The 17,318-nt window shown below is 53.2% G+C and carries 15 protein-coding genes; 13 read left to right on the top strand and 2 right to left on the bottom strand.

The window, feature by feature from the left end; all coding sequences use genetic code 11:
• Nucleotides 1-820: 820 nt before the first annotated feature.
• Entirely contained in the window at nucleotides 821-1,216 is a 396-nt protein-coding gene (locus FJ147_06050; protein ID MBM4255445.1) for a hypothetical protein, read from the top strand.
• Between the two features lie 2 nt (nucleotides 1,217-1,218).
• On the opposite strand, the gene FJ147_06045 is transcribed toward FJ147_06050, so the two are convergent.
• Complete coding sequence (locus FJ147_06045) at nucleotides 1,219-2,421, bottom strand: DNA helicase UvrD (protein MBM4255444.1); 1,203 nt, start codon at nucleotides 2,419-2,421, stop codon at nucleotides 1,219-1,221.
• Between the two features lie 181 nt (nucleotides 2,422-2,602).
• Here FJ147_06045 and FJ147_06040 point away from each other — a divergent pair, with 181 nt between their 5' ends.
• From FJ147_06040 to FJ147_05985, 12 genes are all read left to right on the top strand, one after another.
• Entirely contained in the window at nucleotides 2,603-4,273 is a 1,671-nt protein-coding gene (locus FJ147_06040; GenBank protein MBM4255443.1) for a TonB-dependent receptor, read from the top strand.
• Nucleotides 4,274-4,720: a TonB-dependent receptor gene (locus FJ147_06035; protein ID MBM4255442.1), complete on the top strand. Its 447-nt coding sequence runs from the start codon at nucleotides 4,274-4,276 to the stop codon at nucleotides 4,718-4,720.
• A gap of 327 nt (nucleotides 4,721-5,047) precedes the next feature.
• Nucleotides 5,048-5,809: a glucose 1-dehydrogenase gene (locus tag FJ147_06030; GenBank protein MBM4255441.1), complete on the top strand. Its 762-nt coding sequence runs from the start codon at nucleotides 5,048-5,050 to the stop codon at nucleotides 5,807-5,809.
• A 31-nt stretch (nucleotides 5,810-5,840) separates the two neighbouring features.
• Nucleotides 5,841-7,109, top strand: coding sequence for a CoA transferase (locus tag FJ147_06025; protein ID MBM4255440.1), 1,269 nt, complete (start codon nucleotides 5,841-5,843; stop codon nucleotides 7,107-7,109).
• Nucleotides 7,110-7,201: 92 nt separating this feature from the next.
• Entirely contained in the window at nucleotides 7,202-8,425 is a 1,224-nt protein-coding gene (locus tag FJ147_06020; GenBank protein ID MBM4255439.1) for a CoA transferase, read from the top strand.
• Between the two features lie 179 nt (nucleotides 8,426-8,604).
• The gene (locus tag FJ147_06015; protein MBM4255438.1) at nucleotides 8,605-9,237 is read left to right on the top strand and encodes a response regulator transcription factor; all 633 of its coding nucleotides are present in this window, start codon (nucleotides 8,605-8,607) and stop codon (nucleotides 9,235-9,237) included.
• A 43-nt stretch (nucleotides 9,238-9,280) separates the two neighbouring features.
• Nucleotides 9,281-10,162: a response regulator gene (locus FJ147_06010; GenBank protein ID MBM4255437.1), complete on the top strand. Its 882-nt coding sequence runs from the start codon at nucleotides 9,281-9,283 to the stop codon at nucleotides 10,160-10,162.
• Nucleotides 10,163-10,234: 72 nt separating this feature from the next.
• Nucleotides 10,235-11,887, top strand: coding sequence for a PAS domain S-box protein (locus FJ147_06005; protein MBM4255436.1), 1,653 nt, complete (start codon nucleotides 10,235-10,237; stop codon nucleotides 11,885-11,887).
• Nucleotides 11,888-12,143: 256 nt separating this feature from the next.
• A complete protein-coding gene (locus FJ147_06000; protein MBM4255435.1) occupies nucleotides 12,144-13,091 on the top strand; it encodes an MBL fold metallo-hydrolase in 948 nt (315 codons plus the stop codon).
• A 96-nt stretch (nucleotides 13,092-13,187) separates the two neighbouring features.
• The gene (locus tag FJ147_05995) at nucleotides 13,188-14,351 is read left to right on the top strand and encodes an LLM class flavin-dependent oxidoreductase (protein ID MBM4255434.1); all 1,164 of its coding nucleotides are present in this window, start codon (nucleotides 13,188-13,190) and stop codon (nucleotides 14,349-14,351) included.
• Between the two features lie 102 nt (nucleotides 14,352-14,453).
• Nucleotides 14,454-14,993, top strand: a complete 540-nt coding sequence (locus tag FJ147_05990; GenBank protein ID MBM4255433.1) for a hypothetical protein — start codon at nucleotides 14,454-14,456, stop codon at nucleotides 14,991-14,993.
• A gap of 132 nt (nucleotides 14,994-15,125) precedes the next feature.
• Nucleotides 15,126-16,235 carry an amidohydrolase gene (locus FJ147_05985; GenBank protein ID MBM4255432.1) on the top strand — a complete coding sequence of 370 codons (1,110 nt, stop codon included), beginning with the start codon at nucleotides 15,126-15,128 and terminating at the stop codon, nucleotides 16,233-16,235.
• Nucleotides 16,236-16,323: 88 nt separating this feature from the next.
• Here FJ147_05985 and FJ147_05980 read toward each other — a convergent pair whose 3' ends face one another.
• A complete protein-coding gene (locus tag FJ147_05980; protein MBM4255431.1) occupies nucleotides 16,324-17,295 on the bottom strand; it encodes a D-2-hydroxyacid dehydrogenase in 972 nt (323 codons plus the stop codon).
• Nucleotides 17,296-17,318: the final 23 nt, after the last annotated feature.

Here is a 17,318-nt window from a genome sequence, read left to right as displayed (position 1 = left end):
ACACAATGGTCTCGTCTCTCATCCCTGCTCTTGTGCAGAGGCTCTCCACTCCGGTCAATCACTATTGCGGTAAGTTGTTTCCTGCCACCGCCTAAGCATCAGTGTTCTCGTCGCTCTTGGGATTTGGGGATATGCTTACCGGCTCGGATTGCGTCACGGTCGAGCGATGAATGTCCCGTTTCGGTTAATTGATGAACTCTTGGATCACAAAATTCACTGCTGCCGGCAAGAGCCGTCGACGGCTCGGTTCGAACTCGAAACACTATTAGGACTTGAAGCCTGGGAGTCGCAGCCTCTCGTACGGAACGTACTACAGCCCACGCGTCAGATGCCGAGTGAGAAGGGAAACGCTGAACCACTCCCGCCGCACAATACGAAAAAGGTGGCGTAGCAAGTAGCGAATGCCCAGCGTGGAAAATCCACGAAAGAAGGAGAGGGCAGTGGGCTTTCTCCTCGAACACGAGCATTGCTTGCCGATTATTCCTTGAGACTGGCGCTCTCACATCTTGTCAAGACGTTTCTAGAGTTGGGCCACGGCGCGCAGTGCCCAACCGGAACCGATTGCGGGCTGCCCCCCCGCATCGGCTCCGGAAGAATCATACGGAGCAGTGACGCCCTCTCCCACAACTCAAAAGAAGAGGGTAGAGTGGCTGCATCACTCTAAGGTATCCTATGCCAGATGAAGACCGACGAGGCACTGACCATCCTTCGACAAATTCAGGGTGAACGGTTCAGCGTCGTGCTACTGTCCCCGTTCCTGCTGAGCCTGCCGAAGCATGAACGGCGCTTATCTACTCCACAACTGATTTAGGAAACCTCTATGCTTTCTCGTCCACTCTCTCCCGGGTATGCCAAGCGGTGCACGATTGCCTTGCAGAAATTTGCCAAACCTGGGGACCCCGTCGTTGCGCTGTGTCCGACGTATGATCCAACTGCTACCTGTGGTCTGTGCCAACGCCCCGCCATTTATCGCTGTTTTCCCATCCAGAATATGCGCACCCAAGCCGTACTGATGCTTGGGGTTGAGTGTGTCCAGGCTTATCGACTGTTGGCGAAGCGACTACGACGAGGAAACGAGCAATACCGTGACCCTGGAGCGGTTACGGCAATTATCAAACGGTATCAACGTCGAGGGCAACTCACAGAGGCGCAAGTCGTGGATTTTCTCTCCGCGGCGCATGTCAGCGTGCGACCAGGCGGCAAAGCTGAACGCTGACGCTAAAACAGCGCAATCTTGCCATATTCTCCATCGTACCCAGGAGTAATCTGGACTTCACCGCGACGCACTTTCATGATGCCCGCGACAATGCGTGGAGGCGTGCCGTCGGCGAATTCTTTCTCGTCAAGATCAAGCAAGATGCGTAATTCTGAGCCATAGCGATCGAGCAGACGATCATACTCAACGTTCACCTTCTTGGTATTGGTCCGTTGTCCGACGGCAGCTGCGATGATTTCTTCGAGTGGCAGGAGGTAGCGTGACGGAATCGGCAGCGCTGGAGCATAGCCCACGTCGCGATCGGCCAGCGCTTCGATGCGGTGGAGGACCCCCACTGTGATTTTCTTACCGCAACGTGGACAGCGCCCTGACGCTGCTCTTGTTTCGTGTGGTGCCAGACACACCTGACATGGCCGATGACCGTCAAGATGATACTTGCCTTCTTGGGGGAAAAACTCAAGCGTATGGAGAAACTGTTGCGGATCACGACTCGTGAGCGCTTCACAAACGTCAGTGTAGCGAAGAGCACAATTCAAGATATTCGCTTCTCGTGCAAGTTTCCGCGGTGAATGCGCATCTGAGTTAGAGATCAAAGCAACGTGATCAAGAAACGACACTCGCCAGTTCATTGCTGGGTCAGAGGAAAGCCCCGTTTCTACCGCACGAATATGGCGGACATCCGCACCGTAACATTCCTCTAGTGACTGAAATCCCGACGATACTCCCAGCACCGAAAACCACGGGGTCCACACATGGGCGGGAATCACTTCGCAGGCGGGGTCGACCTCTTTTGCGATCACGAGTAGTTCTCTCGCCGTGCACTTGAGTGTTGGCCTCCCATCCAGGGCTAAATTACCGTGGGTTGCGAGTCGGGTATTGAGGCGATCCACAACGGCAAAACTGGGGGCAAAAATGAGCGTGTGAGTTTTTCGTCCTCGACCTTCATGGCGAAAAATATTGGTGATCTCCACAGTCAGCATGAAGCGGACGTCACGTTCACCTTCACGGAGTCGAAACAATCCCTCTTCTGCGGGCTCAAGTTGTTGTCTGAGTGAAGCAAGATAGATTGGATGGGTAAAGTCGCCAGTACCAAGCAGGGTAATGCCTTTGCGCTTCGCCCACCAGGCGAGACGACTTACTTCCATCTCTTGACTACACGCTGCGCTGAAACGTGAGTGAATGTGGAGATCCGCGACGATTTGCATCGAGCGCATTTCCCCTGATCTGACCGCGACTGTCAAGTAGCGTGCTCCTACATGCTGGGCTTATACCCCTTACGAACGTATAGGTACTCAGCCTAAAGCGGAGCGAGATTCTCCCGATAGGTTCTAGAAGGAGTTGGCACCTTTTTGAAATGGTCCGATAGGCTCACAGTGGGGAAACCTCATGGTCACGAAAACGCAGGTTGATTCGCATGGATATAGGGATGTATCTGTCCCTTCAAACTCCCGATGTGGAAGTGTGTTCAGGCAGGGTCGTTGGGGAGTAGGAACTGGCCTCGTCCTCGCCGCTCTTGTCCTGTTCGCGCCCGCCGGGCGTGCGGAGTCCACCGCGCTGGCAGAAGATAAAGCCGGGACAGCGCAAGTACAAGACTCTCTCGATCTTGATCTTGGCGAATTGTCAAGTCTCAAGGTGTTTGGTGCCTCACAGTATGTACAGAAAGTGACAGAAGCTCCGGCTTCGGTGACCATCATCACTGCCGACGAAATCAAGAAATACGGCTACCGTACGTTGGCTGATATTCTTCACAGTGTGAACGGGGTTTATGTCACCAACGATCGGAGTTACAGCTACGTCGGCGTCCGTGGCTTTAACCGTCCGGGGGATTATAACTCGCGCGTGCTGTTGCTGGTTGATGGGCACCGCCTCAACGACAATCTCTACGATCAAGCAGGTATTGGTACGGAATCACCTGTCGACGTCGATTTGATCGATCGTGTGGAAATTGTCCGTGGACCGAGTTCCTCTCTCTATGGGACCAATGCGTTCTTCGGAGTCATCAACGTCATCATGAAGCGTGGGCGTGACCTCAACGGTACTGAACTCTCAACCGAGATTGGCGGGTATCATTCGTATAAGGGGCGGGTGACCTACGGTAAACGACTCTCAAGCGACCTCGAAGTGCTCATGTCAGGCGCATTCTATGATAGCCGTGGGCACGAACGCCTTTTCTACAAGGAATATAACGATCCCGCCACGAATAACGGAGTTACGCGTCGCGCTGATGGCGACCAATCTTACAATCTGTTCACCAAGATCACCTATCGTGATCTGACGCTCGTGGGTGGATATAGTGGGCGCGAGAAAGTTGCGCCCACCGCCCATTTCGGAACGGTATTCCCGAGCAGACGAACGAGCGACTACGACGAGCGCGGGTACATTGATCTCAAGTACGAAAAAGAAATTGCCAAAGGCTGGGAACTCGTCACCCGTCTCTATTACGATCGCTATTATTATCGAGGCAATTTCTTTTTCGACTATTCAGACACGGCTGACCCCGTGTTTGTCTTGAACCAAGACCACCATGTTGGCGAGTGGTGGGGCGGCGACGTTCGGTTGACGAAACGACTGTGGGAGAAACATCGTGTCACTGTCGGTGCAGAATATCGTCATGATTTTCGCCGCGAACTGACGAATATCGATCGACAACCATTCGTCTCGTATTTGAGAAAAAACATTGGCTCACGCAACTGGGCACTCTTTTTGCAAGATGAATTTACCATCCGTGAAGATCTTATTCTCAACGGTAGCGTACGATATGATTATTATGACTCGTTCGGCGGGACGCTCAGCCCGCGCGTCGCGCTGATTTACAACCGTTGGCATACCACGTTTAAGTTGATCTACGGAACCGCATTCCGCGCTCCCAACGCCTATGAGCAGTTCTATACCGGAACCGCATTGAAGGCGAACTTCAACCTCAACCCTGAGAAGATTACGACCTACGAGGCGATTGTCGAGCGATCGTTGGGCAAGAACCTCAGGGCATCTCTTGCCGGATATTATTACACGATCGATGGTCTACTGAATCAAGCAGAAGATCCTGCTGATGGATGACTGGTGTTTACCAATACCGACTCCGTCGAGGCAAAGGGCATAGAATTGACGCTTGACGGTCATTGGTCCTCAGGGATGGTGGGGCGGCTCAGTTACGCCTTGCAAAAGACCACCAATCACCAAACCAGGCGACCACTCACGAACTCGCCACAACACATGGCAAAGTGGAATCTCATCGTGCCGCTACTCATGGATAGATTGTTTGCTGGGATAGAGACCCGCTATCTCAGTAACCGCGTGACTCTATCGGGCAGAAACGCCGGGGACTACGTCGTTACCAACGTCACGCTGTTTAGCCGCAATGTGTTTCCAGGAGCTGAAGTATCGGCAAGTGTGTATAACCTCTTCGATGCAGGCTACGGCGATCCTGGCTCTGAGGAACACGCGCAAGATACGATTCGTCAGGACGGGCGGACGTTCATGTTGCGACTAAAGTATGGGTTTTGAGTTGGCTGTCCCGCAAAGCTTCCCTGCCTGCATAGATACCCTCTCCTGTCCCTCATAAGGGTAGGTTTTTTATCCAAGCCTCAATTGGCGCGGATTTCCCGTCCTGAGGAGCCGCGTGTTCGTCAGGCCCGCGCAGGCGGGCATCCAGGAGCTTCACCCCTGAACGATTGCGTATTCCCCCTGGATTCCCGCATTCGCGGGAATGACGTCTCGTCTTTTCTCAGCCTAAAAGCCTACCCCTAAAAGCTCTCCTGTCCCCCTCTCGTTGCTGACCCTAGAGTCCTTACGGTATTATACCCTCTCTTTTCCATTCAAACGGAGGGGATCATGCGTCTCAAAGATAAGATCGCACTCGTCACTGGAGGGAGCCGCGGTATCGGCCATGCTATTTGCGTGCGGCTCGCAGCCGAAGGGGCCAAAGTTGCTGTTGTCGATATTCTCGAAACAGAAGCACAACAAACGGCCAATGAAATCAAGGCTAGCGGTGGGCAAGCCATGGCCGTACGATGTGATGTCACTCAGCTTGAGCAGGTGCAAGACGCCGTGCTGGCAGTGACCGATGCCTGGAGCCAGGTCGATATTCTGGTGAACAACGCTGGCTGGGACAAAATCGAACCCTTCATCGAGAGTCAACCAGAAACCTGGGAGAAGGTGATTGCGATCAACCTCAAAGGCCCCATCAGTTTTTGCCACACTGTTGTTCCGCAAATGTTGCAGCGCGGGAGCGGAAAAATTATCACTATAAGTTCTGACGCTGGTCGGGTGGGGTCCACTGGCGAGGCTGTGTACTCTGCCTGTAAAGCGGGTGTGGTCGGGTTCTCGAAAACCCTCGCCCGTGAACTGGCGCGTGCAAAGATCAACGTCAACGTTGTTTGCCCGGGACCGACAGAAACACCGCTCCTCAAGCAGATCACAGGCGGGAGTAAAGGTGCACGCATCATTGATGCGATGACCAAAGCGGTGCCATTCCGTCGCCTCGGCCAACCAGAAGAAATTGCGGCTGCGGTCGCGTTCTTCGCATCGCCTGATGCTGATTTCATTACTGGACAAGTCCTCTCTGTAAGTGGTGGATTGACCATGGCCGGTTAATGATGCAGCGGAAGTGCGAACAGAGGTACACATGACCAGCGTGACTCAAAAAGATTACCTGCTAACGCCGTATCGTGTCCTCGACCTCACTGGCGAGAACGGTCTGATGTGCGGGAAGCTCCTCGGCGATTTAGGTGCCGAGGTGATTGTTGTCGAGCCTCCCGGTGGACATCCGGCACGTGCAATCGGGCCTTTCTATAAGGACCAGCGGCATCCGGAGAAAAGCTTATTTTGGTTTGCCTTTAACACTAGTAAGAAGGGTATTACCCTCGACATCTCACAAACTGACGGGCAGAAGCTGCTGAAGGAACTGGTTCGCCAGGCAGACATTGTGGTTGAATCGTTTGCCCCTGGGTATCTGGACGCTCTAGGGGTCGGGTACTCAGCACTCTCGGCGATCAAGCCTGATCTGATTTTTACCTCGATTACGCCGTTTGGCCAAACTGGCCCGCGCCGTGACTGGAAAGGTACGGATCTGACGCTCCAGGCGCGGAGTGGGATGCAATATCTGCTCGGCGACCCAGACCGTGCACCCGTGCGTATCAGTGTCCCGATGATTGCTACCAAAGGTGGCGTCGAAGCTGCGAATGCTTCCTTGTTTGCGCTATTTCATCGCAATCGTACGGGCGAAGGGCAACACGTTGATGTTGCGCTGCAACCGGTCGGCGTGTGGCAAATGATGAACGCCTCGTCATTTCCCAAACACCACGGAACCGACCAGAAACGAGCCGGGGACCGCTATAATGCAGGCTTTGGTAATGCGCGGGCGATTCTCTCGTGTGCCGATGGTTACGTGACGTTTCTGACCATGGGCGGTCACATGGGTGCGCCGACGCTCTATGCGATGGGACGGTGGATGGAAAGTGAGGGTAAACTTCCTGATGTGATGCGGGGGAAGAAGTGGGAAGAGTGGGACCTCGCCAAGCTTGCGACTGATCCGGTGGCACAAAAAGAGATGGACGATCTGAACGAGACCTTGGCCAAATTTCTTGCCACCAAATCGAAATGGGAAATCTTCGAACGCGCGTGCAACGAGAAGATTCTTGCGGCACCAGTCAACAATGTCAAAGATTTGGTTGAGCACCCACAACCCAACGCGCGTGGGTTTTTTCACAAACTGTGGCACGAAGATCTCAACACCGAGATTACGTACCCTGGCCATTGGGCGTTGATGACCAACGCGCAAGCCGGGCCGCGGTTTCGTGCGCCAGGCATTGGGGAACACAATGGCGAAATCTACGGACGGCTGGGATATGCTGCCGAACAGATACGCGAATGGCGGCAGGCGGGTGTTGTTTGACATTGGGTAAGCATTACGGGTGAAGCGTGAAGCATTGACAAAACGAAATTCCCTTCCATTTTTAACTTTTACCTTTTCCTTGTGAGGCGTTTATGTCGCGACCGTTCGATGGACTCAAAGTTCTCGATTTTGGCTGGATAGGTGTTGGCCCGATCACAGCTCGTTATCTCGGTGATAATGGCGCGACGGTGATTCGTATCGAGTCGTTGACACGATTCGATGGCTTGCGTATGGCGCCGCCGTATAAAAATGCCAAACCTGGCCTCAATAACAGTCAGTTCTTTGCCACCTTCAACGCTGGCAAAATGAGCCTTGGGTTGAATATGGCGCACGCCGATGCCCGCGCGATTGCTAAACGTCTCTGCCTGGAATGGGCCGATGTCATCGTTGAAGGGTTCACTCCCAAGCAAATGCGCGCGTGGGGATTGCACTACGAAGACCTATCGCAAACGCGACCTGACCTGATCATGGTGTCGACATGCCAGCTTGGGCAGACTGGCCCGTACTCGATGTATGCGGGCTACGGGAACATGGCTGCATCGCTCGCGGGTTACTATGAGATTACCGGCTGGGCCGATCGTGGCCCAGCGATGGTGTATGGTGCATACACTGACATGCTCACTCCTGGTGTCGGCGCCGCGCTGGTTGCGGCTTCGCTTGACTATCGACAACGGACGGGCAAAGGACAATGGATCGATCTGTCTCAGTTTGAGACCGGCGTGAATCATGTGCCGGTGGCAGTGCTCGACTACGTCGTGAATGGCCGGGTGGTCACCCGCAATGGTAATCATGATGACCGTGGTTGTCCGCACGCGGTGTATCCCTGCACTGGTGACGAGCGCTGGCTGGCTATCGCTGTCTTTAGCGATGATGAATGGCAGTCCCTCGTCCGAGTCATGGGGGATCCCGCCTGGGCCCAGGCAGAGAAATTCACCACAGCAGTTGGGCGACAAGCCAATGAGGCCGAACTCGATCGTCTGATTGAAACCTGGACCAAAACTCAAGATGCCGCTCTTCTGGAGTCTCTGCTACAAGCTGCCGGTGTCGCTGCTGGGATGGTCGCGAAACAATCTGACTTATTTGACGATCCGCAGCTCGCGCATCGCGAATTTTTCGCCTGGTGTGAACACAAAGTGATGGGACGTTCGCCCTATGATGGACTGATGGCGCAGCTTGGCAAAACTCCGGGTCAAGTGTCTACCGCGCCGCTCTTGGGTGAACACTATGAAGAGGTGCTCAAAGGTATTCTCCACTATTCCGATGAGGCGATCGCCGAGTTGATTGGTAGGGGTACGGTGGAAATGTATCTTGAGTGAAGAGCAGGCTCCAGGACAGGTGAAGCGCTCGAAGATGTCAATGCTTGTATGGAACGCCGCCCCTGGTTTTTGCAGTTGAGAAAATAGCTGCCGGGGTGCTTGAAGAATTGAATAGCTTGTTACGACTTCAGCGACTGTCGAATGTCGCGCAGACAGCGCTGAGAGATTGGGAAACGCCTATGATCAAAATCTTCGTAGCAGATGATCACGCCATGATCCGGCGGGGGATCAAACAGACTGTTGCCGACGAAGTCGATATGCAGGTGGTTGGCGAAGCGCAGAGTGCCAAACAAACAATCGATTTGCTGCGCATCTCTGAATGTGATGTCGTCATTCTCGATGTCAGCATGCCGGATGGGAACGGCCTGCACGTCTTGAAAGAGATTAAGAAAGAACGGCCCACGTTGTCAGTGCTCATGCTGAGTATGCATCCTGAAGAGCAGTTTGCCGTGCGAGCATTGAGAGCAGGTGCGTCAGGCTACTTGACGAAAGAGAGTTCGCCAGAAGAGTTGCTGACTGCTCTACGCAAAGTGTCGACGGGCGGACGATACCTGACCCTCTCGCTGGCTGAAAGACTTGCCGAGGATTTGGTTACGGCAAGCCCGGTGAACAGTCATGAACGGTTGTCGGACCGTGAATACGAAGTGTTTTCTCTCCTTGCCTCAGGGCGGACCGTGTCTGAAATTGCTGAACAGCTTTCCCTGAGTGTCAAGACAGTGAGTACGTATCGGGCTCGCATCCTCGAAAAAATGAACTTGCGGAATAACGCCGAGATCATGCGCTATGCTATGCAGCGGCAGCTGGTAGACTGACGATGATGAGTCGAGAACGCAACGGTGAAGTACAGAGGGGCATATGGGGGATCCTGATGATGGGGGAAGTAACCCCCGAGTCTTGATTGTTGATGTCGACGATCAGCAGCGTCACATTCTGAGTACAGTTGTTCAATCCGCAGGGTTCTTGGTCGTGAACTGCGACACGATCGAGGCAGCCATTGAGTGCCTTGAGCGAGAGCCTTTTGCCATTCTTGTCGTCGCCCTCACTTTCCCGAGTGCTGCATCTCCCCAGTTCTTGCAGCACGTATGCGCGCTGAGTCCTGCGACGCGAGTTGTCCTCTACACAAACTGTGATAATTTTTCTGTTGTCAAAACCGCTCTCAATCTCGGTGTGTTTGCTTATGTCGAGAAAAAAGAAGGACCAGAAGAACTCGTGCGGCAGCTTCACCGTGCGACAACAGCCCAGAGCGGTGTGTTTGAGAAAGTGGTAGGGCACGAGTCAGAGCAGTTCCTGCACTCCATTATCGATGCGTTGCCTTCGCATCTGTGCGTACTTGATGAAACCGGCGAGATTGTTGCCGTCAATAAAGCCTGGCGGGAATACACGAAAAAAAATGCCCCTGAAGCAAGAGGGACGGCAGAAGGTGTGAACTATCTTGCTGTATGTGATGAAACGCGCGATGAATTTGCCGATCAGGCAAAAGCCTTTGCTACTGGAATCCGTGCGGTCCTTCACGGAGAGCAAGAAAGTTTTGCGTGTGATTATGCTTGTCCTTCGTTGACGGCATCTGGATGGTTTCATGGCCAGGTGATAAGAGTCCCTGGGCCCGGACCAGTGCGTGTGGTGGTGACTCACGATGATATCACTGACCGCATGAGAGCGGAGAACGCGTTGCGTGAGAGTGAAGCCCTCTTTCGTTCTCTGGCTGAAACCTCACAGGCTGGTATTTTCATTGTTTAGGATGAGTCCCTGATCTATGTCAATCCAGCGCTCGGTCGGATATCTGACTATAGCCAGCAGGAACTGCTGACGATGAAGTTTTGGGAGACCATGGCGCCTGAGTTTCGCGAGTCGATTAAGCAAGCTGGCCTGGCGCGACAGCGCGGTGAATCTGTTCCGGGGAATTATGTGCTGAGAACTGTCACCAAGAGCGGTGATGCCTGCTGGGTCCGTGCTGCCATGAGTACCATTTCCTATCGTGGGCAGTTGGCTGGCTTAGGCGTTGTCATCGACATCACTGAGCAAAAGCGAGCCGAAGAGGCGCTCCGTGAGAGTGAGTCTCGCTTCCGCGCTATCTTCGAGCAGGTCGCGGTGGGAATGGCGCACGTTGGTCTCGATGGGCGCCTCTTGCTGGTGAATCAGAAACTGAGTGATATTCTCGGCTACACGGTGGATGAACTGCAGCAGAAGTCCTGTTCTGAGGTCACACATCCGGGCGATCGCGAGGCAACCAAGAAGGCTGCACAACGTGTTCTCTCAGGAAAAGATCTCTCCTTTGTTCTGGAGAAACGCAGCCTTCGTAAAGATGGAACTGTCGTGTGGACCAGGGTGACGAGTGTCCTTGTACGCTCTGGTTCTGGCGTTCCCTTGTATTATGTTGATGTGATGGAAGACATTTCCATGCGGAAACAGATCGAAGCTGAGCAAGCTCGACTTATTGCAATTTTGGAGAACACGCCGGATTTCGTGGCGACAACCACAATTGATGGGCGTGGGATCTACATGAATCGAGCAACCCGTGAATTGTTTGGTCTCTTGGGAGATGAGGAACTGCGGAAGTGGCAGGGCCCGCAAGCGTACACCGAACAGTCAAGAGAGATTGTGTCTCGTCAAGGAATTCCTACGGCCTTACGCTCAGGAATATGGTCTGGAGATGTATCTGTCGTTCGTCACACCGGAGAAGAAATTCCCACTTCCCATGTCATCCTTGCTCACAAAGATGAAACGGGGCGAGCCCAATATCTCTCAGTGATTGCGCGTGACATCTCCGAGCAAGAAAAGGCCAGGGAGACGCTACAGACCTTTTCTCGGCGGATCTTAGATGCGCAGGAGCAGGAGCGACGACGTTTGGCCTGTGAGTTGCACGACGAGTTGGGGCAAGTGTTGAGTGCCGTGAAACTCACATTGCAGAACATCTCTCGCCGACCAATCAACATGCCAGAACGCATTAAAGAGAGCGTCGATATGGTGCAGAGCGCGCTTGAACAGGTCCGTATCCTCTCACGTAATTTACGACCGCTCATGCTTGATGATCTGGGACTTGTGGCAGCTTTGCGTTGGTACGCCGATCAACATGAGCAGTTGACGCATGCTCATGTCGAATTTCTGGCGGACGTTCCCGACCAGCGATTCTCACCCGAAGTGGAAATTGTCTGTTTCCGCGTCGCGCCAGAAGCGTTGACGAACATTATGCGGCACGCACAGGCCGAGAACGTGTGGATTGAGATTCACTATCATGACGAGGCACTCCATTTACTCGTTCAAGACGATGGTGTGGGCTTTGACGTGGAGGCCGTATTTGCCGACATGACGCGCAGGAGCAATGGTGGTTTGCTCGGAATGCGGGAACGCGCCCAACTGGTGAATGGGCACGTGCAGATCACTTCGATCATTGGGGAAGGGACCGAGGTACGAGCGATGTTTCCGGTTGCACTCACCCATGACCAGGACATACAGCCGAATTGAGGCGCTAAGGCGCTCATTGTGTGTGCATCGAAAACGCTTTTCTCCCATGAGCGGAGAAGAAACGTAGGCCGGGATAAAGCCACAGGCCGCTCCCGGCGTGCAGGTGCCGGAAACGCTGCGCTTATTCCGGCCTACATGGACGACCCCAACAGGTCAAAATGAGAACTGCTGCAGCTGAAGCACGCGAACTGATACCTTGACAGCCCTATGCAGGCACGGTAGCGGGGGAGGCGGGCGAAAGGCAAAAGGAGGGTTTATGTCCACGATGCCTCTGAAAGAAGTTGATAACGTCGAGATCCTTACCGTGCTCGACAATACGGTCGACATGCTCCTACCGGATTCCGACAAAGCCAAGCGTCCTCCGCGTCATGCAGATGCTATGACACGGGAAAACCTCATCGCTGAGCACGGCTTCTCTGCGCTGGTCAAAGTCACCAACGGCAATACGTCGGAGCTGTTGCTCTTTGATGCGGGCCTGAGCCGACGAGGTCTGATTCACAACATGGATGTGCTGGACATCAAACCCAAAGAATTTCATTCCATTGTCCTCAGTCATGGCCATGCTGATCACACCCGTGGCTTGATGGGGATGGTCGAGCGTCTCGGGGAAAAGAAAATGCCGTTGTTGCTTCACCCCGATGCATTCCTCGAACGAAAAGTGATTTTCCCTGACGGGCATGAAATTAATCTCCCGCCGCCAGACCGAAGAATTCTCTCTCAGGACGGTATCGAGTTCATTGAAGAGCGTGGTCCGTCGTATGTGCTGGGCGGCTTGGTACTGGTTACCGGGCAGGTGCATCGCACCACCTCGTTTGAAACCGGTTTTCCGTTACATCATGCGCTGCGTGATGGGGAGTGGCAAAAAGATCCGTATATCCATGATGATCAGGCTGTCGTGGTCAATGTCAAAAATAAGGGATTAGTCGTCCTCACTGGTTGTGGTCATGCGGGTGCCATCAACACTATTAAACAAGCGCAAGAACTGACTGGGGTACAAAAGATCCATGCCGTGATCGGTGGGTTCCATTTGTCTGGCCCATTGTTCGAACCAATTATTGCTCCGACTGTGGCAGCACTGAAAGAGATGAACCCGGCGCTTGTCGTTCCAGCGCATTGTACGGGTTGGAAAGCCGTACATGCGATAGCACGCGAGTTGCCACAGGCGTTCGTGCAGAATAGCGTAGGCACGAGGTTTGTTTTATAACCAGCGGTATTTACCCTCACCCTAGCCCTCTCTCCTTCGACAAACTTAGGACGAGGCCTGGAAGGGGGAGGGGACGAAGCTTCAAGGAGGACCTTCATGAAATTCATGTTCCATCTCACTCCGGTTGTTCCGGCGACTCCACACGAGCGAGAGCGACTTGCGCCGATTGCCCATCGTACGGATAAGACGCAAGAGATGCTTGAAGAGATGATCGATCTTGCTCAGTTTGCTGAACGTGTGAACTTCGATGCGGTCAGTTACTCTGAGCATCATTTTTACACTGAAGGACTTGAGGCTGGGGCGACGCCGATTCCGCATATGTTGAACCTGCTGTTCCACACGCAGCGTATTAAAATTGGCCCAGTGGGGTTCGTGCTACCGACCTGGGACCCCATTCGCCTTGCTGAGGATGTTGCGTGGGCAGATCACATGTCCAAAGGGCGGGTGTTTGTCGGTCTTGCCCGTGGCTTCTTTCCGCGTTGGGTCAATGTCCTCGGGCAAAAGTATGGTGTGCAGCCTGGGACGATGGGACCGGAAGCAGAGTTGCGCAACCGTGAAGTATTTCAAGAACTCTTTGAGGTGATGAAACTTTCTTGGAAAGACGAACCGTTTTCATTTAACGGGAAGTATTACCAAGTGCCGTTCCCGGCTGAGGGGCTCGATTGGGCGGCGCGGGATGCGACACGGAAATACGGGGCACCGGGTGAAGTCGATGCCCAAGGGTGGCTACGCAAAATTTCACCAGTGCCGAAGACCTACCAGAAACCTCACCCGCCGTTATTCCAAGCCTTGACAACCAACGAGGATACCATTCGTTGGGCAGCACGTGAGGGAATCGTTCCGATGATGTTTTTGCCGTTCCCTGATCTCTGTATCAAAGGAGCGACGTTTTATACCGAAGAAGCCAACAAAGCGGGGCACTCGCTCCGTTTAGGACAGAATGTTGGCCTGGCACGACTCGTCTACATTGGTAAAACTCGTGCGGAAGCGATGCAACGCGCACGGGACGGGGCGATTTTCCTGTTTAGTCAGTTCCATGCCAAGTTTGATAAGAATATTCCGACTACTATTGAACCATTGATCGATGCCGGAATTGCCTTTGTCGGTACTGAGGACGATATTCGTCAGCAAATGCGGACAGTGAAAGAAAAACTCAATCCTGACTGGTTTATGATTCTCTCTGACCAAGGCTTTCTGCCTCGTGCGGTGATGAAAGAACAGATGGAGGTGTTTGGCAACGTGATGCAGGAACTTCGATAGGCTGTCAGCGATCAGCAGTCAGCTTTCAGCTTCAGCAAGGTATCGGCTTTGTTTGGCTGAGTGCTGACAGCTGCTCGTTAAGTGCTTTTTCAAGGAGACTTTATGGAAGACATACTGAAAGTGAAAATTCAACCACTGAATGCTGAAATGTTTCGCCCCTATGGTGAGGTATTGCAACAACGCGGGCTCATCTATCCGGAAACGGAAGAGGGGCGCGTGGCAATGGAGATGCTCAAGCTCAATTATCGCCCTGGCATCAAACGCATGGACCAACTGGCGATTCATTTTTCCTACAATCAGACATTTATTCCTGTGCATGGGTCGATGGTGTTGGTTGTCGGACCGCCACCACGTAATCGTGACGCTGGTATGAACGATTACGAGGTTGACTATGAGAAAATCGCCGCCTTCATGCTTGATCCCGGACAAGCGGCGCTGATCTACAAAGGCACCTGGCACAACATCATCACACTAGGAAATGAGTGCACGTTCATTAACGTGACGCGCAAAAACCAAGGTGAAGGCAACAGTCCAGCCGATGAACTGCAAGGGAGGATCGAGAAGGCCAATGCTGTCCGCTCTTACGTCGAGTATGTGGATCTGAAGAAGAGAAATAATCGGGTGATTGAGCTTGAGGTGTAGCCTCGGAACGAACGGGCGAGTGGGCGAGTGGGCGAAGAGCAAACCCGGCATTATTTATCGCCCGCTCGCCTTGTCGCCCCATCGCCCATTCAGTTGAGTAGAGTTCTTACGTCAGCATGAGGAGTGAATGTGATGCAAAAAATAATCTCCGCCGACTCGCACATGTGCGAGCCTCCGACGCTATGGCTCGATCGTATTGATCGCCGTTTTCTTGATCGTGCGCCGCGTATTGTCAAAGACCCGAATGGTCAAAAAGGTTCATTCTTTGTCTGTGAGAATCTGCCGCCGTTTCGTGTGTCTGGTGCTTTTGCCGCTGGTAAGAGTTTCGATAAGTCCTTTATGGAAGCCGGAATGGAAAATGCCATTCCGGGTGGATGGGACCCGGCTGCGCGGATCAAGGATCTTGACGAAGACGGTATTGCGGCTGAAGTCTTATACACAACCTGTGCGTTTGTCTTGTTCTGGCTTGATGATGCTGCGCTGCAGGAAGCCTGTTTTCGCGTCTATAACGACTGGCTCGCTGAGTTCTGCCGCTATGATGCAAAGCGATTCGCTGGATTAGGTTTGATCTCACTGTTTGATATTGAGCGCGGTCGGCAAGAACTCGAACGCTGCAAGAAGATCGGGCTGAAAGGCGCGATGATCTGGGCGTCACCGCCAGAAGATCAACCGTACAGCTCTTCTGCCTACGATTCCTTTTGGGCAACGGCGCAAGAGTTAGACATTCCGTTGTCGTTACACTTAGTGACCGGTAAGAGTAAGCATAGTCAACAAGATGAATCGAACATCGCCCAGTTGTACGTGCGCATGGTCAACCGACCGCACGAAGTGCAGGATTCACTGCTGACGCTGATTTTCTCTGGCGTATTGGAGCGATTTCCGAAACTGAAGATTGTCTCGGCTGAGGCAGATATTGCCTGGGTACCACACGTGCTCGAACGCGCGGACAAGTACTTCCGTCGCTTCAAGCAAGGCTATGGGGTGAATTTTTCGTTAAAGCCGAGCGAATACTTCCGCCGCCAGTGCTACGCGACATTCATTGACGATCCGCTCGGGCTCAAGACGTATCACCATCTTGGTGGTGCGGACAACATTATGTGGTCCACTGATTACCCGCACCAGGCGTCAACATTTCCTAACTCACGTGACTTCATCGAAAAAGCGTTCGCCGGAGTGCCAGAATCTGACACGCGCAAGATTACCTGTGAGAACGCGGCGAAGTTATACGGCTTCGCCGTATAGTCAAGGCGAAATGGGGAAAAGGAAAACACAGAATAACAAGATTCTTGTCTCGTCTTCCTTTGTTCCTTTTACCCCTTTCGCACCTTTTCTATCGCACCCGATGCAACAACTCTTGCCTACCGACATAGCGCTGCAAATTCTCTAACCACAGCTCTGCCACGCGTGGCAAATACATTGGCGAAGACCAGGCATTGTGTGGGGTGATAAAGAGATTCGGGAGATCCCACAGGTCGTCATTGGCAGGCCACGGCTCGGTCGGCAGCACATCAAGACAGGCGTGTCGTAGTTTGTTTGTATCCAGCGCGTCTTTTAGTGCAGAGACATCAACAACCGCCCCGCGTGCGACGTTTATCAATGTTGCTCTTGGTTTCATGACGGCAAATTCGTGTGCACCGATCAATCCACGCGTCTGCTCGGTTAACGGAACAGCGAGGACAACAAAGTCGGCCAGAGGCAACATTTGCGGAAGGTCAGCCAGAGTCCCGTGTTGATCGACGTTTGTGATGACTGTTAGTGACTGTCGAATCCCCAGTACCCGCATGCCGAACGCTTTGGCGAACTTGGCAACCTCTTGACCAATCGCGCCCAACCCAACGATAAGGACCGTTTTATCGCTCAGACTTTCTAACCCCAGCAGTTGCCACTTACGAGCGCGTTGATTGTCGCGGAAATCCCCGAACCGTTTTGCCGACCACAGGATTTGCCCGAAAGCGAACTCAGCAACTTCAATTGCGTTAGTTCCTGGACTGTGGGTGACGGTCACTCCCCGTGCGCGCATCGTGTCATAGAATACTCCGTCAGTGCCTGCATCTTCTGTGTGTGCCCAACGCACCGCGGGAAGCTTCAGCACTGCCGTAACAAACTGTGGTGTATAAGAGTCCCCAGCAAGGACGAGGAGTTCACATTTCTCAGGAGAGGCGTTTGCTGATCCATCTCCGTTGACAATGACCCAGTGGAGATTGGGAACGAGGATGCGTGCCCGGTGATCGACGTGCGCAACAAAACTTTGACCTGCCGCGATGTGCATAGTGCCTTCTCCATATATGAAACATTTGCTCATTTCATCCTTGAGTCATTGAAACA

Source organism: Deltaproteobacteria bacterium (assembly GCA_016874775.1).
GTDB lineage: Bacteria > Desulfobacterota > Binatia > Bin18 > Bin18 > VGTJ01.
This window is presented reverse-complemented; position numbering and strand designations above follow the sequence as displayed.